We start from the raw sequence: 20,285 nt of genomic DNA, 5'->3' as shown, positions 1-20,285 counted from the left end.
TGTCAAACCAGCTTCAACGCACGGAACCCCGTGTTCATCCATTCGGACGAAGCCAGGTCATGTTTTTGCCCGTAAAAGTCGAGCACACCGTCAATGACGACCACCGAATGGTGACCGTCCGCCAGTGTGCCGATGGCGCCTTTGGCCAATTCACTCACATCACTTTCCCGTAGATAACCAAACAGCCCCAGTCGGCGCAGGGCCTGCCCTGGAAATTCGCCATCGTTGAGCGTCTCCAAGGCGGCTGCATAGCTCTGGCCGGCACGGAAATCGTTGTTCTTCAACTGCGCACGCTTGGCACTTACGGCGTACAGGAAGTTGGCGTCGTCGAGCAGACGCTGGTCACTACCGGCCAGCCCTGAGGCGGCCCTGGCTTGGTTGAGTTCTTCATGGGTGAGCCGCAGGCTGAAGCTATCGCGCATGACCACTTCATACCCCCCAGGAATGGCAGTGACCTGTCGGAAAATAGTTTGGGGGCTTTGTCCGAACCGCATCATTGCAGCCTTGATCGCCGACACCGTCACGCAATTACCCGGCGCCCCCTGGAAGAAGCCGCTCCACACATCTTTCGGTTTCTGGCCCGCCAACACCTTATGCGCTGCTGCACCCGTGCGGGACTTGTCGGCAAACAACCTGTAACCATAACGGTCCCCCACCTGGCACGGGCGACCGTGATCGTACCCCACCCCGCTCACCACCAGCGCACTGCCGAACTGTCGGGTGCCCATCACCGCCACTACCCCCTCGCCCATCATTTCGCTCGGCGGTACAGACTGGGACAGGCCATACACGCCCATGCCCTGCAAGCACCGCAGGGTGGTTTCGCCCTGGAGTGTCTTGGCCAGTGCAACCTCGAAACCGGGGTAATCGCCGACTTGCTGCTTGCGCTTCACAAACACCGCCAATGCAAAGTTGGCCGCCCTGACCGCCTCACTGTCATCGCCGCTGAACCTGGATGCCTGCGCTGCCTGCCTCAGCTCATCCTGCGTGACATGAACCTTGAATTCATCCTTCATCGTGACGTCATAGCCGTTACCCGAAGGCGTCACTTGCTCGAACATATCGGCAGGCGTGGGGCCCAGTATCGCCATCATCAGCTGGATCACGGCGGCGTGGGTGCTGCCGTCGAAGTGCTCACCAAACCGCCGCTCGGCGACTTTGAAGGTATTCACGACAGGCTGCGTCTTCCCGGCAGCCGGCCCAGTGCACGACATCATTTGAGGATGGGCTACAGAAACAGCGGGGTTTAAGCTTGAAGCATTCATGGGCCAGATTCCTGAGGTGTATGCCCCGATGTTCGTGGAGTGACGCGCTGTTCGGTTCCAACAGTTACGTTTCACCATAAAAAAGGGCGCCAATGGCGCCCTTGCTAGAGGTGTCTGTGCGTTACGCGGCCGCGGCAGGATGCGGCATGCCCAACAACCGGCTGATCGCCACCAGCTCCGTCTCGCGACGCATCGCGGTGAATAGTTCCACCGCTTGCGGATAATTGCGCGTCAACATTGCCAGCCACTGCTTCAAACGGCCTGGCGCCTGGCGCTCGGTCAGTTGCGCCACCGATTGGCTCCAGAAGTCCTGAAGCATGGGCTGCATCTGCGCCCAGGTCATTTCCACGACTTCCTCGCCGGCCCGCGCGGCGGCGATCTGCCGTGCCAAGTCTGGGCGTGCTACCAGGCCGCGGCCGAGCATGATGTCCTCGGCGCCACTGACTTCGCGACAACGCCGCCAGTCTTCCACGCTCCAGATATCGCCGTTGGCGAACACCGGCACCTTGACCACGTCCTGTACTCGCGGGATCCATTCCCAGTGGGCCGGTGGCTTGTAACCGTCGGTCTTGGTGCGCGCATGCACCACGATATGCGCCGCGCCCCCTTCGGCCAGGGCCGTGGCGCAGACCAGCGCGCCGTCCGGGCTGTCGAAGCCCAGGCGCATCTTGGCGGTGACCGGGATATGTGCCGGAACCGCACGGCGTACGTGTTCGACGATCTGGTTGAGCAGCTCCGGTTCCTTGAGCAGCACCGCGCCGCCACGGGACTTGTTGACGGTCTTGGCCGGGCAGCCGAAGTTAAGGTCGATCACCTCGGAGCCCAGTTCGCAGGCAAGGGCAGCGTTTTCCGCCAGGCAGACCGGGTCGGAGCCAAGCAATTGCACGCGCAACGGCACACCGGCCGCGGTGTGGGCACCGTGCAGCAGTTCCGGGGCAAGTTTATGGAAATAGGCAGGCGTGAGCAGGCGGTCGTTAACGCGGATGAACTCGGTCACGCACCAATCAATACCGCCCACGCGGGTCAATACGTCCCGCAGGATGTTGTCGACCAACCCCTCCATGGGCGCCAAAGCAATTTGCATGGGAAACACTCAACAAAAATCGTCGCGCAGTTTACTGGGTTTCCTGCGGCAACCGTTAACCCCCTGTCAGGGCGGGGCCATAACCTTCAAGAAACTCGACGGGCATGCGCTTGGGCTTGCCGCTGGACAGCTCGATACAGACAAAGGTGGTTTGCGCACGCAGCAGCGTCACGCCGTCGCGGGGGCGCACCAGTTGGAAACGACGGGTCATTTTCAGGCGCTGGTCCCAATCGACGATCCAGGTGGCCAGTTGAAGCTCGTCACCTTCATAACCCGCCGCCAGGTAATCGATCTCATGGCGGACCACGGCCATGGCACGATCCAGGCGACGGTACTCGGTGAGGTCCAGCCCCAGACGCTGGGAATGACGCCAGGCGCAACGTTCCAACCAGGACACATACACCGCATTGTTGGCGTGCCCCAGGCCATCAATGTCCTCAGGGGCAACCTGCAGATCGATGATAAACGGCGTTGCCAAATCCCAGCCCATGCCTTGCTCCAGTCGATTAATGTCGGCGGGAGCAGTGTATCAGGCGGTTTGCCGTGCCTGTAGATGACAACCGGCGAGCAGACTCAGTACGCCGTCGATCACTCGGGGATCGGCCAGCACTTTCTGGTGCCCCCCACTTTCCAGGCGCAACAGCCGGCTGTCGAACCACGCCTCGTGGATAGCCTGAGAAGCCCTGACCGGCACGAACGTATCGTCTTCGGCATGCACGATCAGACCCGGCATATTCATTTGGTAGTGAGCGACATCCAGATGCTTGAGCGGCATGCCGAAGGCCCATTCGACCTCCTGGATAAAGGCCGAGCGTGCCCGTGGCGGCAAACCGACCATGCCGGCGAACCCGCGCAGCACATCCAGGAAACGCGACGGCGCAGCGATACTGACCAACGCCTCGGTCCGCAGGCCCAATTGAACAGCCAGCATGGCACTGGCACCGCCCATGGAATGGCCGATCACCGCATGCAGCGGTGGCAATTCGGCTGCGGCTTCCAGCATAGCGCGGGCAAACAGCAACACATGCGCCTCACGCCCCGGCGAACGTCCATGGGCAGGCCCTTCCAGCGCGATGACCGAATACCCCTCGCGCACCAACGCCGTGATCAAGCTGGCGAACTGCGTGGGGCGCCCTTCCCAGCCGTGCATCAGCAAAACGGCGGGCCCTTGCCCCCATCGCAGCGCAGACAGGCCGAAACGCAAAGTGATGCGCTCAGATTGGGCCAGCAGCGGCAACTCCCAATCACGCGCAGGCAGGTCACGCGGGGTCATGAAGGTGCGACGCATCTTGCTCGCCACGGTGTGCGGCGCCAAGCGGCCGACAGTGCGGTTGAAGCCACGAACCCAGGTCAGTGCGCCCATGCTGGAACTCCTCTCCTTATTTAGCGCACCGCCGACTTGGCTGCGCGTAACACACGGTCAGACAGCTCGCCCGGGCCCAGGGCACGCGCCAAGGCCAAGCCACCGATCATCAACGCCATGTCAGCAAGGGCTTTGTCGGTGTCTTCAGGACTGGCGGCCAGCTGCGCGGCCATCAGCTCCACGTGCTCATTCAGGGCATGGCGAAATTCGTCCGGCAGGCGGCTCATCTCACCGACGGTCGCCGGTATGGGGCACGCCTGGGCGGTGGAGTCGCGGTGTTTGCGCGACAGATAAAACGCCGCCACCAGACTTCTGCGCTCCTCACCCGTGAGCTGCGCATCCATATCGTCAATGGATGCACGCCGCCTCGCCAATAACTGGGTGAATGCCTCCAGCATCAGCGCGTCCTTGCTTTCAAAGTGCGCATAGAAACCGCCAACCGTAAGCCCGGCGGCGCCCATGACTTCACCCACACTAGGCTCGGCAGGGCCACGCTGGATCAATGCAGCGCTGGCAGCTTGCAGAATGCGTTCGCGGGTTTGCGCTTTTTTATCACTCATCGTTGCCTCCCTCTCTCATGGGTTGAATATTATTACCATAATAATATTGCGCAAGCGACAAGCATGACCGCTGGTCAGAAGAGAAGATTGAAATAAAGGAGAGAGTTGGCTGAACGCCAGACAAACAAAAGGGCCATTCAATAATTGAATGACCCTTTAAAATCCCGCAGAGCGGGTAATCGTGGCGTCCCCTAGGGGACTCGAACCCCTGTTACCGCCGTGAAAGGGCGGTGTCCTAGGCCACTAGACGAAGGGGACACAAACCTTCTGTACATTGATCAGTGCTGAGAGCTGATCGATTCAAGGACGGTGTGGCCAGACCTTGAACCTGTAAATTGGTGGAGCTAAACGGGATCGAACCGTTGACCTCTTGCATGCCATGCAAGCGCTCTCCCAGCTGAGCTATAGCCCCGGATTTTTCGCCTCGCGGCGCAGCAGACCTTTCGAACTGCTTGTTGAAACTGGCGTCCCCTAGGGGACTCGAACCCCTGTTACCGCCGTGAAAGGGCGGTGTCCTAGGCCACTAGACGAAGGGGACAAAACCTTCTGAACAACTGATCAGTGCTGAGAACTGATCGATTCAAGGACGGTGTGGCCAGACCTTGAACCTGTAATTGGTGGAGCTAAACGGGATCGAACCGTTGACCTCTTGCATGCCATGCAAGCGCTCTCCCAGCTGAGCTATAGCCCCTCATCGGTGAGGACGGGGCGAATCTTAATGGTGGTTTGGAAGTGTGTCAAATTTATTTTCAACAATTTCCAAAATTTTTTGCCGGGATAACAACCACTTACCGGCGAAACCCCGGAAAACCTGGGTTTCGCCGTTACCACAGCCTGCTTAAGCAATCGCGCCCAACAGCTTTTCCCATTCTTTGTTTTCTTTCTTCGACACACCACCAAGCAAATCAAGGGCTTGGCGCAGACGGAAACGCGTGAGGTCCGGGCCGAGGATTTCCATCGCATCGAGCACCGACACCGAACTGGCCTGCCCGGTGATCGCGGCAAACATCAGCGGCATGGCATCACGCAATTTCAGTTCAAGGGATTCAACCACCGCCTGGATCGTTGCGGTAATCGCCTCTTTCTCCCACTGACGCAGGCTTTCGAGCTTCCACAGGATCAGTTGCATCAACTGGCGAACCTGATCGCCCGAAAGTTTCTTGGACTCGAACAGCTTGGCATCCGGGTTCACGCCACCGGCAAAGAAGAAGCTGGCCAGCGGTGCGACCTGGCTGAACGTCTCCACCCTGCCCTGCACCAACGGTGCGATCTTCATCATGTACTCGGGGTTCAACGCCCATTGCTGCACACGACTGGCGAACTCTTCCACCGGCAGATCACGCAACCACTGGCCATTGAGCCACGAGAGTTTCTCGATATCGAAGATCGGCCCACCCAGCGACACCCGGGACAGGTCGAAGTTGTCGACCATTTCCTGCAGCGAGAACTTCTCACGCTCGTCCGGCATCGACCAGCCCATGCGGCCCAGGTAGTTGAGCATCGCCTCCGGCATGAAGCCCATACGCTCGTAGAAGGTCACCGAGGTCGGGTTCTTGCGCTTGGACAACTTGCTCTTGTCCGGGTTACGCAGCAGCGGCATGTAGCACAACTGCGGCTGCTCCCAGCCGAAGTACTCATAGAGCAGGATCAGCTTCGGCGCCGACGGCAGCCATTCTTCGCCACGCAGCACATGGGTGATGCCCATCAGGTGGTCGTCGACCACGTTGGCCAGGAAGTACGTCGGCAGGCCGTCGGTCTTCATCAGCACCTGCATGTCCATGCGGTCCCACGGGATCTCGACGTCACCGCGCAGCATGTCCGGCACTACGCACACGCCTTCGCTCGGCACTTTCATGCGGATGACGTGCGGCTCGCCTGCAGCCAGGCGCCGAGCCACTTCTTCTTTCGACAACAACAGCGCACGGCCGTCGTAGCGCGGGGTTTCGCCGCGTGCCATTTGCTCGGCACGCATCTGGTCCAGTTCCTCTGCGGTGCAGAAGCAGGGGAACGCGTGCCCCATGTCGACCAATTGCTGGGTGTACTGCTTGTAGATGTCGCTACGCTCGCTCTGGCGATACGGACCGTGCGGGCCGCCGACGTCCGGGCCTTCCGCCCAGGTAATGCCCAGCCAGCGCAGGGCATCGAAAATCTGCTGTTCCGACTCGCGGGTAGAACGCAGTTGGTCGGTGTCTTCGATCCGCAGGATGAATTCACCACCGTGCTGCTTGGCAAAGCAGTAGTTGAACAAGGCGATGTAAGCAGTGCCGACGTGGGGATCCCCAGTAGGCGATGGCGCAATGCGCGTGCGGACGGTGGTCATGGCAGGTCTCGAATGGGCGATAAAACTGAAAATTCAAACAAGGGGCGAATGGTAACAGCCTGGGTGATTTCTGGAAAACCGAGGGGATGCCATCGGGGGCAAGCCCCCTCCCACCTTGACCGCATTCTCATGTTGGAAATCGGTCGGAGTGGGAGGGGGCTTGCCCCCGATGAGGCCGGCGGACTCAGCGCAAATCAGACAGCGAGCAGCCGCTCACGCAACTTGCCAATCTCATCGCGTGTCTGCGCCGCCGCCTCAAACTCCAGATCCCGCGCCAATTGGTACATCTTCTCTTCCAACTGCCGAATACGCTTGGTGATCTCACTCGGCGAACGCAGTTCGTTTTCGTACTTGGCGCTCTCCTCGGCCGCCTTGGCCATCCCCTTGCGTTTCTTGCTGCGCGAGCCGGGCACAGTGGCGCCTTCCATGATATCGGCGACGTCCTTGAATACGCCCTTGGGCGTAATGCCATTGGCGAGGTTGAAGGCAATCTGCTTATCGCGACGCCGCTCGGTCTCGCCAATCGCCCGCTCCATGGAGCCCGTCATGCGGTCGGCGTAGAGAATCGCACGCCCATTGAGGTTACGCGCAGCTCGGCCAATGGTCTGAATCAACGAGCGCTCCGATCGCAGGAAGCCCTCCTTGTCCGCATCCAGGATCGCCACCAGTGACACTTCCGGCATATCCAGGCCTTCACGCAACAGGTTGATGCCCACCAGCACATCAAAGGTGCCCAGGCGCAGGTCGCGGATGATTTCCACGCGCTCCACGGTGTCGATGTCCGAGTGCAGGTAGCGCACGCGCACGCCGTGGTCGGCCAGGTAGTCGGTGAGGTCTTCGGCCATGCGCTTGGTCAGCGTGGTCACCAGCACCCGCTCCTCCACGGCCACGCGCTTGTTGATTTCCGACAGCAGGTCGTCCACCTGGGTCAACGCCGGGCGGATTTCTACCTGCGGGTCGACCAGGCCCGTCGGCCTGACCACCTGTTCGATCACGCGTCCGGCATGCTCGGCTTCGTAGTTGCCCGGCGTAGCGGAGACGAAAATGGTCTGCGGGCTGATGGCTTCCCACTCATCAAAGCGCATCGGCCGGTTATCCAGCGCCGAAGGCAGGCGGAAGCCGTATTCCACCAGCGTTTCCTTACGCGAACGGTCGCCCTTATACATGGCGCCGACCTGCGGAACGCTGACGTGGGATTCGTCGATCACCAGCAAAGCGTCGGGCGGCAGATAATCGTAGAGGGTCGGCGGCGGCGCACCGGCTTCGCGGCCCGACAAGTAGCGCGAGTAGTTTTCGATACCGTTGCAGTAGCCCAGCTCCAGGATCATCTCCAGGTCAAAGCGGGTGCGCTGCTCCAGGCGCTGGGCCTCTACCAGCTTGTTATTGGCGCGCAAGTATTCCAGACGTTCAGCCAGCTCGACCTTGATCCCCTCAATGGCGCCCATCAGGGTTTCACGGGGCGTCACGTAATGGCTTTTCGGATAGAAGGTAAAGCGCGGCAACTTGCGGATCACCTCGCCGGTCAACGGGTCGAAAGCCGACAGGCTCTCGACTTCATCGTCAAACAGCTCGATGCGGATCGCTTCCAGGTCGGATTCGGCCGGGTAGATGTCGATCACGTCGCCACGCACGCGGAATGTGGCGCGGGCAAAGTCCATGTCGTTACGGGTGTACTGCAAGCTGGCCAGGCGGCGCAGCAGTTCGCGCTGGTCGAGTTTGTCGCCGCGGTCGACGTGCAGCACCATCTTCAAATAGGTTTCCGGGCTGCCCAGGCCATAGATGCACGACACCGTGGTGACGATGATCGCGTCCTTGCGCTCGAGCAACGCCTTGGTCGCCGACAGCCGCATCTGTTCGATGTGGTCGTTGATCGACGCATCCTTTTCGATAAAGGTGTCGGACGACGGTACGTAGGCCTCGGGCTGGTAGTAGTCGTAGTAGGAAACGAAGTACTCCACCGCATTGTTCGGGAAGAATGCCTTGAACTCGCCGTACAACTGCGCGGCCAGGGTCTTGTTCGGTGCCAGCACCAAGGTCGGGCGATTGATCTGGGCGATGACGTTGGCGATGCTGAAGGTCTTGCCCGAACCGGTTACCCCGAGCAACGTCTGGTGCGCCAGGCCGGCCTCGATACCCTCGACCATCTGGCGAATGGCTTCCGGCTGATCGCCGGCGGGTTCAAAGCGGGTGACGAGTTGGAAATCCGACATAACGTACCTCGTGAAGTCACCCCCAGACTGTAAACCCGTCGAGGACGAAATAGACCACCCTCCGCGAAGATTCAGCGCGGGGAGTAGGAAAAGATCATGATAGCCATAGAACTGGTGGCGAATGTGACGGGTTTCAAGGCAATCGTCCTACTTGCCGTTCGGAATCAATGTTGCAATAAGACTAACGGTCAGCAAATAAACCGAAAAACTTGGCCGAAAAGCCGTTTCGGTTGTCGCCTCAAGCGGTGATGGCCTCTATACTAGCTCCCCGTTTGTGCACCGCTCTAGTGCCTTCGGCCGGAGCGCGACACGTCCCTCCTTTCCCCCATAGAGCTGCCGCAAAAATGAGCCTGTTCTCCGCTGTCGAAATGGCACCACGCGATCCTATCCTGGGCCTCAACGAAGCATTCAACGCCGATACACGTACCACCAAGGTCAACCTTGGCGTAGGCGTTTACTGCAACGAGGAGGGGAAGATTCCACTCTTGCGTGCCGTTGCCGAAGCGGAAGCCATTCGCGTGGCGCAACACGCTGCCCGTGGCTATTTGCCGATCGACGGCATCGCCGCCTATGACAAGGCCGTACAAACCTTGCTGTTCGGCGCCGAGTCGCCACTGCTGAGCGCCGGCCGCGTCGTCACCGTCCAGGCCGTGGGCGGTACCGGTGCCCTGAAGATTGGCGCCGACTTCCTCAAGCAACTGCTGCCCAACGCCGTCGTCGCCATCAGCGACCCGAGCTGGGAAAACCACCGCGCGCTGTTCGAAACCGCCGGCTTCCCGGTGCAGAACTACCGCTACTACGACGCCGCCACCCACGATGTGAACCGTGCCGGCCTGCTGGAAGATCTCAACGCCCTGCCGCCACAGTCGATCGTCGTGCTGCACGCCTGCTGCCACAACCCGACCGGCGTCGACCTGAGCCCGGCCGACTGGCAGAACGTGCTGGACGTGGTCAAGGCCAGGAACCTGGTGCCGTTCCTCGACATGGCCTACCAGGGCTTTGGCGACGGCATCCACGAAGACGCCGCAGCGGTGCGCTTGTTTGCTGAATCGGGCCTGACCTTCTTTGTGTCCAGCTCGTTCTCCAAGTCGTTCTCCCTGTACGGCGAACGTGTCGGCGCGTTGTCCATCGTCGGCGAATCCAAAGAAGAAAGCGCGCGCATCCTGTCCCAGGTCAAGCGCGTGATCCGTACCAACTATTCCAACCCGCCAACCCACGGCGCGGCAATCGTGGCAGCCGTGTTGAACAACCCTGAGCTGCGCGCCCAGTGGGAAGCCGAATTGGCCGAAATGCGCCTGCGCATCCGTGGCATGCGTGAGCAGATGGTCGCCGACCTGGCCAAAGCGGCTCCAGGTCATGACTTCAGCTTCGTAGGCCGCCAGCGTGGGATGTTCTCCTACTCGGGCCTGACCGTTGAACAAGTCACCCGCCTGCGCAGCGAGTTTGGTATCTACGCGCTGGACACCGGGCGTATCTGTGTGGCGGCGTTGAACCAATCGAACATTGATGCCGTCACAAAGGCAATCGTTCAGGTGCTGTAAACCTGTAGCCGTTGCACGCGAGGGGGAAGCCGATGGCTTCCCCTTTTTCGTCTGCAGCTCCTAGACTGAACCCCAACTGCCCCTTTGCTGTGAGAGCCTCATGAGAAACGATGACCTGGACCTGCGCGCAGACCGCGATGAACTGGACGACGATTACACCCCGCGCGCACCACGCGCCAAGCGCCAGAAGAGCCTCGTCCTGCAAGTTGCGCTGGGGGTATTTCTGGGTGGGTTGGCCCTGTGGCTGGTGCAACTGGGCGCTACGGCGTTGATGGCAAAGCTAGCCATGGGCACCTTGCAGTTCGGCGGCTGATGAAAACGAAATTCCAGTCAGTCAAGGAGGAGCACAGTCACTGTGGCGAGGGAGCTTGCTCCCGCTGGGTCGCGAAGCGGCCCCAGCTTTGGGCTTGAAAAGGCTGGGCCTGCTACGCAGTCCAACGGGAGCAAGCTCCCTCGCCACAGGTTACTTGTTGTCTGATCTATCGCTTAACTGACTGGCATGAGTGGCTCCCCCATTGATCTACGAAATTTCCAGCCCGCGTTCTTCCAGAAGTCTTACGAAGCTGTTCAAACTCTGCGACACCGTGCCCCGCCGCCAGATCAACCAGGTGTGCAAAATGCGGAAATTGTCCGCCAACGGCCACACACTCACGGCGGCAAATCCCGGCATGCTTTCCAGCATGCTGCGCGGCATCAATGCCAGGCCGGCCCCGGCGCTGACGCAGGCGAGCATGCCGTGGTAAGACTCGATCTCGAAGATCTTGCCTGGCACCGCACCGTCCTGGGAAAACCAGCGCTCCAAGTGGTGCCGGTAAGAGCAGTTCGAGCGAAACGTATAGATGCTCTCCCCGTTCACGTCCTGCCCCCGGTTGATCGGCGCGTGATGCAACGGCGCAATCACCACCATCTCCTCCTCGAATACCGGCACGCCTTCCAGCGTGGCATGCAGCACCGGCCCATCGACAAATGCCGCGGTCAGCCGACCTGACAGCACCCCCTCGATCATCGTGCCCGACGGCCCCGTGCTCAGGTCCAGCTCGACCTTGGTGTACTGCTGGTTATACGCCGCCAGCAACGTCGGGATACGCACCGCGGCTGTACTTTCCAGGGAGCCAAGGGCAAACGTGCCCTGGGGTTCCTCTCCCGCTACCGTCGCCCGGGCCTCCTGGACCAAGTCGAGAATGCGCCGCGCATAGCCGAGGAAATTCCAGCCGGCCGGTGACAGGCGCAGACGGCTCTTCTCGCGGATAAACAACTCGACGCCCAAGTCCTGCTCCAGTTGCTTGATGCGCGTGGTCAGGTTCGACGGCACGCGATGAATCAACTGTGCGGCGGCGCTGATGCTGCCCTGCTCGGCAACCGCCTTGAAGATTTCCAACTGCACCAGGTCCAAATCATTCTCCAAACGTGAACGTATTACTTAATATTATTCAGTTTCAAGAAAACATACAGCCCCGTACGCTGACCCCCATTCCACTCATTCAGCAGGACGGTGCCATGAACCCGACGACCCACGCCCTCTCGATCAACCCGGCCAATGGCGAAACGGTCGGCAGCTATCCCTACGAAACCGAGCAGCAACTGGACGCAGCCCTCGAGCGCGCTACCCACGCCTTTCGTACCTGGCGCCGCCAGCCGGTCAGCCAGCGTGCCGAGTTGCTGCTGGCCCTGGCCGCCACCCTGCGCGAACAAGCCGAAAACATGGCGCAGATGATTACCCTGGAAATGGGCAAACCTATCGCCCAGGCCCGCGCTGAAATCGAAAAATGCGCCCAGCTCAGCGAATGGTATGCCGCCCACGGCCCGGCCATGCTCGCCCCGGAACCGACCCTCGTGGACAACGGCAGCGCCCGGATCGAATATCGCCCACTGGGCCCGATCTTCGCCGTGATGCCGTGGAATTTCCCAGTGTGGCAAGTACTGCGCGGCGCCGTGCCGACCTTGCTGGCCGGTAACACCTACGTGCTCAAACATGCGCCGAACGTCATGGGCAGCGCCTACCTGATCCAGCAAGCGCTGCAGAAAGCCGGCTTCGCCGACGGGCTTTTTGAAGTGGTCAACGTGACGAACGAGGGCGTTTCCAAGGCGATTGCCGACCCGCGCATCGCCGCCGTCACCCTCACCGGCAGCGTGCGTGCAGGTATTGCCATTGGCTCCCAGGCGGGTGCCGCGCTGAAAAAATGCGTGCTGGAACTGGGCGGCTCCGACCCGTTCATCGTACTCAACGACGCCGACCTCGACGCCGCCGTGCAGGCCGCCGTGATTGGCCGTTTCCAGAACAGTGGCCAAGTCTGCGCCGCGGCCAAGCGCCTGATCATCGAAGCAGGCGTCGTGGAGGCTTTCACCGCCAAATTTCTCGAAGCCAGCCGCAAACTGGTAATGGGCGACCCGACCTCGTCCCAGACCTACATCGGCCCGATGGCACGCTTTGACCTGCGCGACGAGTTGCACGGTCAAGTGCAGGCCACATTGGAAGAAGGCGCGACCCTGCTGCTGGGTGGCAACAAAGTCGCAGGTGCCGGCAACTACTACGAGCCGACCGTGTTGGCGAATGTCACCGACCAGATGACCTCATTCAGGCAGGAGCTGTTCGGCCCTGTGGCCTCGATCATCACCGCCCGCGACGCCGAGCACGCGGTAGCCCTGGCCAACGACAGTGAATTCGGCCTGACCGCGAGCCTCTTCACCACCGATGCGGCAAAGGCCCGTGATATCGCCAACCAACTGGAAACCGGCGGCATCTTCGTCAACGCATTCAGCGTGTCTGACCCGCGAGTGGCGTTTGGTGGCGTGAAGAAAAGTGGTTTCGGGCGCGAGTTGTCGCACTTCGGCGTGCGGGAATTCTGCAATGCGCAGACCTTGTGGCTGGATCGCAAGTAAACCCGGCCAGTCCCCTTACGACACCTTACCTGTGGCGAGGGAGCTCGCTCCCGTGGGGCTGCGCAGCAGCCCTCAACAGCCTCAGCCACGCACATGCCGGCGCACGCACTGCACCAACCCATCCAGCGCCTGGGACTTCACCGGCGCCAGCACACAGACCGTATGTTCGCGCTGGCCCTCGGTCACGGTCAGGGTGTAGTGCACCTGGCCCGGGTTACCGGGCGCGGGCGGGTTGTTTGGCGGCAACTCAAAGAAATCTGAAGCCTTGATCAGTTGCCGCAATTCCTGCTGGTCTTGCTCAGGCAGTGTATCCAGCTCCACCGTACGCGGCTTGGCCAGGCCCGGAAAAAAACCCGGCCCGCCGTTTTCCTTGATTGAGATGTGCATGGCTGCTCCTCACGTCAAACAGCAATACCGACCGCTTGCCAACCGTCCTTGACCGCCTTCTGTTCGTCCTTGTTCACGCCGTACAGGCGCCCCGCAACATCGTAAGTAATACGCGCAAAGCGCACAAACCCCGAATTAGGCCGCAGCCGCGCATCACGCAGCGCGTCATACCAGATGCGCCCTGCGCGCTCCCAGGCAAACCCACCCAACCTGGTCGCCACCTGGTAGAACGCATGGTTGGGAATACCGGAATTGATATGCACCCCACCATTGTCCTCGTAGGTCTGGACAAAATCATCCATGTGCCCCGGTTGAGGGTCCTTACCCAACAACTTGTCGTCAAAGGCAGTGCCGGGGGCTTTCATCGAGCGCAGTGCAGTGCCTTTGATCTTTTTGGTAAACAACCCTTTGCCGATCAACCAATCGGCATCTTCAGCCTTTTGTTTCAAGGCATATTGCTTGATCAGTGAGCCGAACACGTCCGACAACGACTCGTTCAACGCCCCGGACTGATTGAAATACATCAGCTTGGCCTCATCCTCCGTGACGCCATGGGCCAACTCATGGCCAATCACGTCGAGGGCCACGGTGAAGCGGTTGAACAACTCGCCGTCCCCATCCCCGAACACCATCTGGGTCGAGTTCCAGAACGCGTTGTTGTAGTTCTGGCCAAAATGCACGGTCGCGTCCAACGCCATGCCCGCGTCGTCGATGGAGTTGCGGTCGAAGACCTGTTCAAAAAAATCGAAGGTGGCGCCCAGGCCATCATAGGCTTCGTCCACCGCCGCATCACCACTCACGGGCTGCCCTTCACCACGGATCAGTTTTCCTGGCAGGCTGTCGCTGCCCTCGGCGCTGTAGATCGAGCGCTGTTTCTCGGCGCCTATGGCCAAGGCCAGCCGGGCCGGCCCCTTGGCGGGCACCGCGACCATGCGCAGCGAGCGGAACGTGCTGTCCTTGGCACGGGTACGCAACGCGACGTCCCGCTGCGCCTTGTCGCCGTTGCGCGCGATCTGGTCGAGCATATAGGGCGGGATCAGGCAAAAAACCGGGTTACGCAAAGGGTGATCACACATGAACTGGCTCCTTGTTGGCATGGGGTGAACGTCCGGGTAACCGTTTCAGGATAGCCCCCAGGGGTTAACGCGTGTCATCAATTGTCATTAACCTATGTTGCAGTCGTGTTTATCCAAGGAGGACTTACCGATGCCCGCACGTAAAGCCAAGATTGACCTGTCGTACCGCCCACGGCTCGCTGACCTGCGCCCGTTGATCACTGCGAGCCCCACGCTGCTGGAGGCACGGGCGGCGACGCCCCGCGTCACCTCGGCCAACGACCTGAAGGACCGGCACGGCTACGCAGAGGATTTCCTCGGCAGTTTCGTGGTGCCCTGGCCCACGGCTGAAGGGGCCTTGGCGGATGATGTACAGGTCTTGAAGGGGGGTGGTGAGCGCCTGGACTACACGCACTTCTCGATCACCATGTCGCGCTCGAAACGGCTCGCGCTGTATGTCGGCGTCAACATCGACGGCAACCAGCACGTGGAGATTATTCGCAGCAACGACAGCTGGGCCTATGACGGTCGCTTGCCTATCGAAGCACAGGTAGGCGACGCGCTTTATGCCAACAATGGCCTGGATCGCGGCCATCTGGTGCGCCGCCAAGATCCCAATTGGGGTGACGTGGCGCAGACCGCCAACCTCGACACCTTCCACTTCACCAACTGCTCGCCGCAGATGAGCGGGTTCAACCAGAAGACCTGGCTGGAACTCGAAGACTACATTCTGGACAACACGCAACGCTGGAAAGCCAGGGCCACGGTATTTACCGGCCCGGTGTACGCCGACGATGACCGCGTATACCGCGGCGTGCAAATCCCCAAGGCCTTCTGGAAAGTGGTCGCCTACCTCAACGACGACGGCAAGCCGTCCGCCAGCGCCTACATGATCGACCAAACCCGCGAACTGGGGCAGCTCGACCTGGTGTTCGGCCAACTCAGGACCTACCAGCGCAGCGTGATCCAGATAGAACGCCTGACCGGCATCCGCTTCGCCAACCTGGCCGACTACGACGGTTTCAGCAACGAAGAACGCGCCACCGGCACGCGGATCGAAGCGCTGATCCAGGGCCCTGAGGACATTCGTCTGTGAGCAGGCCCACCTGGGCTATTTCACCTCGCTCTAATCAACTACCATACCGCGCCGGTTCCCAAACGGGACTAATAGGGAATCCGAAGCGCGGTGCACCCGCGTCAATCGGAACTGCCCCCGCAACTGTAGGTGCTGAGCCTGCTCCTGGATGCCACTGGACCTTGTCCGGGAAGGCCGGAGCCTGGCGACGACGCATCAGTCAGGAGACCTGCCGGCTCAAGCTCGATCACTAACCGGCGGGGTGTCCGGGAAGGACATCCTTGCCCTGCCCCATCGGCAGCGTTAATGGCTGTATTTCCACGACCGTACCTCCCCAGCTACTTGTACGGTTCAAACGGAGATTGCCCCATGCTGCCACGCTTTAGCGCCCTGCTCACCGCTCTTGGCTTCTGTGCCCTGGCCCAAGCCGCCCCCACCCAGTACCCACTGACCGTGGAAAACTGTGGCAACCCCGTCACCTTTCAACAGGCACCCGCGCGCAGCGTGACCATCGGCCAGGCCGCCACCGAAATGCTCTACACCCTGGGCGTTGCGGATAAAGTGGTCGGCACCTCGCTGTGGTTCAACGATGTGCAGCCCCGGTTCAAGGCGCAGAACGACAAGGTCGAGCGCCTGGCCAACAACGAGCCGAGTTTCGAAGCCGTGATCGCCAAGCGCCCGCAACTGGTGGCCGCCGAGCTGGAATGGGTGGTCGGCCCGCAAGGTGTGGTCGGCACCCGCGAGCAATTTGCTGAACTGAAGATTCCCACCTACGTGCTGCCCTCCGATTGCGAAGGCAAGGACAACCTGGTGGGTGCCGACGGGACGCGGCTGGAGCCTTTCCGTATCGACACCGTGTATAAAAGCATCCGCCAACTGGCCGAGATCTTCGACGTGCAGGCGCGCGGCCAACAAGTGAACGATGAGCTCAAGGCACGCCTGGCAAAATCCGTTGCCACCGCGCAAAGCAAAGGCCTCAAACAGGCCAGTGCATTGGTCTGGTTCTCCAGCGCCGAAATGGCCAGCGACCCCTACGTGGCCGGGCATAAGGGCGTTCCGCAATTCATGCTGGACACCCTGGGCCTGACCAACGTGGTGCAGTCCGATGAAGAGTGGCCTGCCGTCGGCTGGGAAACCCTGGCCAAGGCCAACCCGACCTTCCTGGTAATCGCCCGCATGGACCGCCGCCGCTACCCGGCCGACGACCATGAAAAGAAACTCGCGTTCCTGCGCACCGACCCGGTGACCCGCAACATGGATGCGGTGAAAAACAACCGCATCATCATTATTGACGCCCTGGCCCTGCAGGCCAGCCTGCGTACGTTCGATGGCCTGGAACAACTGGCCGGTGCCATCGACGGCTACGACCTGCCGAAATGATCCGTCCCTTGCTCGCCCTCATCCTGCTATTGCTCGCGATCCTCGCCGGCGTGGCCATTGGTGAAACCGCCATCGAACCGCAGGTGGTGTTGCAGGTACTCGCCAACAAACTGTGGGCGGCCGGCTACGCACTGGATCCGATCGATGAAGGCGTAGTGTGGAACTACCGTCTGACCCGCACCCTGGTCGCCGCCGCCTGCGGTGCGGGGTTGGCGACGTGCGGGGTGATCTTGCAGTCATTGCTGCGTAACCCGCTGGCCGACCCGTACCTGCTGGGCATCAGCGCCGGCGCCTCGACCGGCGCCGTGCTGGTGGCGCTGATCGGCGTGGGCGGCGGGTTGATTTCGCTGTCGGCCGGCGCCTTTGTCGGCGCCATGGCGGCGTTTGCCCTGGTGATTCTGCTGGCGCGCGCCAGCGGTGCGGCCAGCGGTACCGGGCAGATCATCCTCGCCGGCATTGCCGGTTCACAGCTGTTCAATGCCCTCACCGCCTTCCTGATCACCAAGTCGGCCAGTTCCGAACAGGCCCGGGGCATCCTGTTCTGGCTGCTGGGCAACCTCAGCGGCGTACGCTGGCCCTCGGTAGGGCTGGCGGTGCCGGTGGCGGTCCTGGGCCTGGCGGTGTGCCTGTGGCATCGCCGTGCGCTGGATGCGTTTACCTTCGGCACCGACTCGGCGGCGTCCCTCGGCATCCCGGTACGGCGTGTGCAGTTCCTGTTGGTGGGCTGTGCGGCACTGGTGACGGCGGTGATGGTGTCGATTGTCGGCTCCATCGGTTTTGTGGGGCTGGTGATTCCCCACGCGGTGCGCCTGCTGCTCGGCACCGGGCATTCGCGTCTGCTGCCGGCCAGTGCGCTGGGAGGTGCGCTGTTTCTGATCGCCGCCGATGTGCTGTCGCGGACCTTGATCAAGGGCCAGGTGATTCCGGTCGGCGTGGTCACCGCGCTGGTCGGCGCGCCTGTGTTTGCGCTGATCCTGATCGGTCGGAGGAACGCGCGATGAGTGTGCTGAGCTGCAACGGCCTGGGCTTCAAGGTGCGTGATGCCGAGTTGCTGCGCGATATCCATCTGGATGTTCAACTGGGCGAAACCCTGGGCATCGTCGGGCCGAACGGTTCCGGCAAATCCACCTTGCTCAAACTGCTTGCCGGTTTGCGCACGCCGGCCAGCGGCGAAGTACGCTTGGGCGGCCAACGCCTGAATGAACTGTCACGCCGTGCCATCGCCCAACAGCTGGCGGTGGTGGAGCAACAGGCCGACACCGACGACGCGATCCGCGTGTTCGACGCTGTGGCCCTGGGCCGCACGCCGTGGCTGTCGGCGTTGAGCCCGTGGTCCAGCAAAGACCACGCCATCGTCAATCAAGCCTTGCATGACGTCGACGCCACGCACCTCAGCCAGCGTGCCTGGCGCAGCCTCTCGGGCGGTGAACGCCAGCGCGTACACATCGCCCGCGCCCTGGCGCAACGGCCGCAGATCCTGTTGCTGGACGAGCCCACCAACCACCTGGATATCCAGCATCAACTGGCGATCCTCAAAGGCGTGCAGGCGCTTCCCGTGACCACCTTGATTGCATTGCATGATCTTAATCAGGCACTGACCTGTGATCGCCTGGCCGTGCTGGATCACGGCCGATTGGTGGCGTTGGGCAAACCGCTGCAAGTGCTGACGCCGCAACGGTTACAGCAGACCTTCGGAGTGCAGGCGCATTACCTGACAGACCCGTTCGATGGCGCGCAGATACTGCGGTTGCGCCCCAGTTGATAGCCCATTCGGTTGGCTATCCATTGGCGAGCGTAGCCGAGCACGTCCTGCGCCATATCCACGGGAAAATGGATAAACCCATGCGCCGCCTCCGGCAGCAGATACGCCTCAGCGCCAGGCCATCGCTCGGCGATCAATAAGGTGTCATCTTTGAGCGGGTCCAACTCGCCGACAAACATCAACGCCGGCGGCAACCCTGCGAAATCGCCATATAACGGCGACCATCGCGGCTGTCGGCGCTCATCATCAGTCAACCCCGGCGTCAGCCTACGCAGCGCTGCAACCATCCCCGGCCCGTCCAGCAACAAGGTCTGCGGCCCCGCCGTGCGCACGCTCGGCGTACCGGTCAAATCATAAACGCCGTAATACAACACCGCCCCGCTGACCCGCTGGAGCAAGTGCGGCCATTGCTTGAGCGCCAGTAACGTCGCTGCCGCCAGGTGCCCACCCGCCGACTCACCGACGACGATCACCGGCAATTCGGCGAATTCCGCGCAGTCCTCCAGCAACCAACGGGCGGCCGTCAGGCAGTCGTCCAGCAGGCCCTCGAGCGGCGTGTCCAGCGCCAGCCGATAGTCCACCGACACCACTGCCACGTCGCAGGCGTTGACCATGCCCAGGTTGAGGTCGTCATCCATCTGCGCATTGCCGATGACCCAGCCGCCGCCGTGGATATCCAGCACCACGCCCTTGGGTTGGCCGCGTGGGCGCAGGATACGCACGGGCACCGTCCCGATGAGCCGGGTTTCAGCCTCGGGGGCCTTCTTGAGCTTTTGGCTGACCCGCAACAACGCCTGGATCAAACGCGGCGTCACGCGATTGCGGATTTTAAAGCGTGGCATCCAGGCGAGTTTCTGGTTGAAGCGACGCATCTGGGCCAGTTCAGGCTGACTGGCGGACCAGGGTTTGGGCGCCATCAGCGGTTATTGCGCAGGATCGAGAAGTTCAGCGCCGCCGCCACACACAACCACGCCAGGTAAGGGAACAGCATCAGGCCGGTGATCAGGTCCAGGCGCACCGCCAACACCACCATCGCCGCCACGGTCACCCACAGCACCGCGATAATCAGCATCCCGGCGAGGATCCGATGGGCACCGAAGAACACCGGCGTCCACAGCGTATTCAAGGCAATCTGCGCTGCCCACAAGGCCAGGACGATTTGGCTGCCGGGAATCAGGCTGAGACGATAACCAGCCCAGGCCAGCAGCAGGTAGATAAGGGTCCACGCGACCGGAAACAGCCAATTGGGCGGCGTGAAGCTGGGTTTGACCAGGGATTCGTACCAGGCGCCGGGCTTGAAAAGTAGGCCGGTACTGGCAGCGGCGATGCAGGCGAGCAGGAAGATGAAGAAAGTCATGGTCGATCCTTGGCTGGGCATTTCAGGCTTGGACGTGCCGCACGCG

General features: G+C 61.4%; 19 protein-coding genes, 4 tRNA genes and 1 riboswitch. Of the genes, 7 read left to right on the top strand and 16 right to left on the bottom strand.

Annotated features, from left to right (window positions below; translation table 11 throughout):
* Positions 1 to 2: 2 nt before the first annotated feature.
* The 11 genes from C9383_RS03480 to uvrB form a co-directional block, all read right to left on the bottom strand.
* On the bottom strand, positions 3 to 1,172 hold the full coding sequence (locus C9383_RS03480; protein ID WP_235863236.1) for a hypothetical protein: 1,170 nt from the start codon (positions 1,170 to 1,172) through the stop codon (positions 3 to 5).
* Between the two features lie 214 nt (positions 1,173 to 1,386).
* Positions 1,387 to 2,349, bottom strand: a complete 963-nt coding sequence (locus C9383_RS03475; RefSeq protein ID WP_060755794.1) for a tRNA dihydrouridine synthase — start codon at positions 2,347 to 2,349, stop codon at positions 1,387 to 1,389.
* A gap of 55 nt (positions 2,350 to 2,404) precedes the next feature.
* On the bottom strand, positions 2,405 to 2,839 hold the full coding sequence (locus C9383_RS03470) for an acyl-CoA thioesterase (RefSeq protein ID WP_060755795.1): 435 nt from the start codon (positions 2,837 to 2,839) through the stop codon (positions 2,405 to 2,407).
* Between the two features lie 39 nt (positions 2,840 to 2,878).
* On the bottom strand, positions 2,879 to 3,712 hold the full coding sequence (locus C9383_RS03465) for an alpha/beta fold hydrolase (protein WP_060755796.1): 834 nt from the start codon (positions 3,710 to 3,712) through the stop codon (positions 2,879 to 2,881).
* Between the two features lie 20 nt (positions 3,713 to 3,732).
* The gene (locus C9383_RS03460) at positions 3,733 to 4,272 is read right to left on the bottom strand and encodes a TetR/AcrR family transcriptional regulator (RefSeq protein ID WP_060755797.1); all 540 of its coding nucleotides are present in this window, start codon (positions 4,270 to 4,272) and stop codon (positions 3,733 to 3,735) included.
* Between the two features lie 182 nt (positions 4,273 to 4,454).
* Positions 4,455 to 4,530, bottom strand: a tRNA-Glu gene (locus C9383_RS03455).
* Between the two features lie 78 nt (positions 4,531 to 4,608).
* Positions 4,609 to 4,684: transfer RNA gene (locus C9383_RS03450), tRNA-Ala, on the bottom strand.
* A gap of 50 nt (positions 4,685 to 4,734) precedes the next feature.
* Positions 4,735 to 4,810, bottom strand: a tRNA-Glu gene (locus tag C9383_RS03445).
* A gap of 77 nt (positions 4,811 to 4,887) precedes the next feature.
* Positions 4,888 to 4,963: transfer RNA gene (locus C9383_RS03440), tRNA-Ala, on the bottom strand.
* Positions 4,964 to 5,110: 147 nt separating this feature from the next.
* Complete coding sequence (gltX, locus tag C9383_RS03435; RefSeq protein ID WP_090369783.1) at positions 5,111 to 6,592, bottom strand: glutamate--tRNA ligase; 1,482 nt, start codon at positions 6,590 to 6,592, stop codon at positions 5,111 to 5,113.
* Between the two features lie 194 nt (positions 6,593 to 6,786).
* Positions 6,787 to 8,802, bottom strand: a complete 2,016-nt coding sequence (gene uvrB / locus C9383_RS03430) for an excinuclease ABC subunit UvrB (RefSeq protein WP_060755799.1) — start codon at positions 8,800 to 8,802, stop codon at positions 6,787 to 6,789.
* A gap of 344 nt (positions 8,803 to 9,146) precedes the next feature.
* Here uvrB and C9383_RS03425 point away from each other — a divergent pair, with 344 nt between their 5' ends.
* Complete coding sequence (locus C9383_RS03425) at positions 9,147 to 10,343, top strand: amino acid aminotransferase (protein ID WP_060755800.1); 1,197 nt, start codon at positions 9,147 to 9,149, stop codon at positions 10,341 to 10,343.
* A gap of 100 nt (positions 10,344 to 10,443) precedes the next feature.
* Positions 10,444 to 10,656, top strand: coding sequence for a hypothetical protein (locus C9383_RS03420; protein ID WP_060755801.1), 213 nt, complete (start codon positions 10,444 to 10,446; stop codon positions 10,654 to 10,656).
* Between the two features lie 207 nt (positions 10,657 to 10,863).
* On the opposite strand, the gene ptrR is transcribed toward C9383_RS03420, so the two are convergent.
* Positions 10,864 to 11,736, bottom strand: coding sequence for a putrescine utilization regulator PtrR (ptrR, locus tag C9383_RS03415; RefSeq protein ID WP_090369782.1), 873 nt, complete (start codon positions 11,734 to 11,736; stop codon positions 10,864 to 10,866).
* 104 nt (positions 11,737 to 11,840) lie between these two features.
* Between ptrR and C9383_RS03410 the strand changes: the two genes are divergently transcribed.
* A complete protein-coding gene (locus C9383_RS03410; RefSeq protein ID WP_090369780.1) occupies positions 11,841 to 13,223 on the top strand; it encodes an aldehyde dehydrogenase family protein in 1,383 nt (460 codons plus the stop codon).
* A gap of 81 nt (positions 13,224 to 13,304) precedes the next feature.
* Here C9383_RS03410 and C9383_RS03405 read toward each other — a convergent pair whose 3' ends face one another.
* Together C9383_RS03405 and C9383_RS03400 are read right to left on the bottom strand one after the other, a co-directional pair.
* Complete coding sequence (locus tag C9383_RS03405) at positions 13,305 to 13,610, bottom strand: protealysin inhibitor emfourin (RefSeq protein WP_060755803.1); 306 nt, start codon at positions 13,608 to 13,610, stop codon at positions 13,305 to 13,307.
* A 14-nt stretch (positions 13,611 to 13,624) separates the two neighbouring features.
* Positions 13,625 to 14,686 (bottom strand): M4 family metallopeptidase, encoded by a 1,062-nt coding sequence (locus tag C9383_RS03400; RefSeq protein WP_090369777.1) that lies wholly within the window; start codon positions 14,684 to 14,686, stop codon positions 13,625 to 13,627.
* A 130-nt stretch (positions 14,687 to 14,816) separates the two neighbouring features.
* On the opposite strand from C9383_RS03400, the gene C9383_RS03395 reads away from it, so the two are divergent.
* The 4 genes from C9383_RS03395 (at position 14,817) to C9383_RS03380 (ending at position 18,882) form a co-directional block, all read left to right on the top strand.
* Positions 14,817 to 15,761 carry a DNA/RNA non-specific endonuclease gene (locus tag C9383_RS03395; protein ID WP_060755805.1) on the top strand — a complete coding sequence of 315 codons (945 nt, stop codon included), beginning with the start codon at positions 14,817 to 14,819 and terminating at the stop codon, positions 15,759 to 15,761.
* Positions 15,762 to 15,796: 35 nt separating this feature from the next.
* Positions 15,797 to 15,991, top strand: a riboswitch (cobalamin riboswitch).
* Positions 15,992 to 16,109: 118 nt separating this feature from the next.
* The gene (locus C9383_RS03390) at positions 16,110 to 17,120 is read left to right on the top strand and encodes an ABC transporter substrate-binding protein (RefSeq protein WP_090369775.1); all 1,011 of its coding nucleotides are present in this window, start codon (positions 16,110 to 16,112) and stop codon (positions 17,118 to 17,120) included.
* Positions 17,117 to 18,121 (top strand): FecCD family ABC transporter permease, encoded by a 1,005-nt coding sequence (locus C9383_RS03385; protein ID WP_090369773.1) that lies wholly within the window; start codon positions 17,117 to 17,119, stop codon positions 18,119 to 18,121. The genes C9383_RS03390 and C9383_RS03385 overlap by 4 nt, the downstream gene beginning before the upstream one ends.
* The gene (locus C9383_RS03380; RefSeq protein WP_090369771.1) at positions 18,118 to 18,882 is read left to right on the top strand and encodes an ABC transporter ATP-binding protein; all 765 of its coding nucleotides are present in this window, start codon (positions 18,118 to 18,120) and stop codon (positions 18,880 to 18,882) included. The genes C9383_RS03385 and C9383_RS03380 overlap by 4 nt, the downstream gene beginning before the upstream one ends.
* On the opposite strand, the gene C9383_RS03375 is transcribed toward C9383_RS03380, so the two are convergent.
* Entirely contained in the window at positions 18,828 to 19,799 is a 972-nt protein-coding gene (locus C9383_RS03375) for an alpha/beta hydrolase fold domain-containing protein (RefSeq protein ID WP_090369769.1), read from the bottom strand. The two genes, C9383_RS03380 and C9383_RS03375, sit on opposite strands and share 55 nt — an antisense overlap.
* Positions 19,799 to 20,239 (bottom strand): tryptophan-rich sensory protein TspO, encoded by a 441-nt coding sequence (gene tspO, locus C9383_RS03370; protein ID WP_060755810.1) that lies wholly within the window; start codon positions 20,237 to 20,239, stop codon positions 19,799 to 19,801. The genes C9383_RS03375 and tspO overlap by 1 nt, the downstream gene beginning before the upstream one ends.
* Positions 20,240 to 20,285: the final 46 nt, after the last annotated feature.

This window comes from Pseudomonas palleroniana (assembly GCF_003031675.1).
In the GTDB taxonomy this organism is placed as follows: Bacteria; Pseudomonadota; Gammaproteobacteria; order Pseudomonadales; family Pseudomonadaceae; genus Aquipseudomonas; species Aquipseudomonas palleroniana.
The sequence above is the reverse complement of the archived record's forward strand: the minus strand, read 5'-3'. Positions and strand labels throughout refer to the sequence as shown.

Excerpts from the sequence above, each read along its gene's own strand:
- C9383_RS03475 (WP_060755794.1), bottom strand. The coding sequence starts at position 2,349 with ATGCAAATTGCTTTGGCGCCCATGGAGGGGTTGGTCGACAACATCCTG.
- C9383_RS03470 (WP_060755795.1), bottom strand. The coding sequence starts at position 2,839 with ATGGGCTGGGATTTGGCAACGCCGTTTATCATCGATCTGCAGGTTGCC.
- C9383_RS03465 (WP_060755796.1), bottom strand. The coding sequence starts at position 3,712 with ATGGGCGCACTGACCTGGGTTCGTGGCTTCAACCGCACTGTCGGCCGC.
- C9383_RS03460 (WP_060755797.1), bottom strand. The coding sequence starts at position 4,272 with ATGAGTGATAAAAAAGCGCAAACCCGCGAACGCATTCTGCAAGCTGCC.
- gltX (WP_090369783.1), bottom strand. The coding sequence starts at position 6,592 with ATGACCACCGTCCGCACGCGCATTGCGCCATCGCCTACTGGGGATCCC.
- uvrB (WP_060755799.1), bottom strand. The coding sequence starts at position 8,802 with ATGTCGGATTTCCAACTCGTCACCCGCTTTGAACCCGCCGGCGATCAG.
- C9383_RS03425 (WP_060755800.1), top strand. The coding sequence starts at position 9,147 with ATGAGCCTGTTCTCCGCTGTCGAAATGGCACCACGCGATCCTATCCTG.
- C9383_RS03420 (WP_060755801.1), top strand. The coding sequence starts at position 10,444 with ATGAGAAACGATGACCTGGACCTGCGCGCAGACCGCGATGAACTGGAC.
- C9383_RS03410 (WP_090369780.1), top strand. The coding sequence starts at position 11,841 with ATGAACCCGACGACCCACGCCCTCTCGATCAACCCGGCCAATGGCGAA.
- C9383_RS03405 (WP_060755803.1), bottom strand. The coding sequence starts at position 13,610 with ATGCACATCTCAATCAAGGAAAACGGCGGGCCGGGTTTTTTTCCGGGC.
- C9383_RS03400 (WP_090369777.1), bottom strand. The coding sequence starts at position 14,686 with ATGTGTGATCACCCTTTGCGTAACCCGGTTTTTTGCCTGATCCCGCCC.
- C9383_RS03395 (WP_060755805.1), top strand. The coding sequence starts at position 14,817 with ATGCCCGCACGTAAAGCCAAGATTGACCTGTCGTACCGCCCACGGCTC.
- C9383_RS03390 (WP_090369775.1), top strand. The coding sequence starts at position 16,110 with ATGCTGCCACGCTTTAGCGCCCTGCTCACCGCTCTTGGCTTCTGTGCC.
- C9383_RS03385 (WP_090369773.1), top strand. The coding sequence starts at position 17,117 with ATGATCCGTCCCTTGCTCGCCCTCATCCTGCTATTGCTCGCGATCCTC.
- C9383_RS03380 (WP_090369771.1), top strand. The coding sequence starts at position 18,118 with ATGAGTGTGCTGAGCTGCAACGGCCTGGGCTTCAAGGTGCGTGATGCC.
- C9383_RS03375 (WP_090369769.1), bottom strand. The coding sequence starts at position 19,799 with ATGGCGCCCAAACCCTGGTCCGCCAGTCAGCCTGAACTGGCCCAGATG.
- tspO (WP_060755810.1), bottom strand. The coding sequence starts at position 20,239 with ATGACTTTCTTCATCTTCCTGCTCGCCTGCATCGCCGCTGCCAGTACC.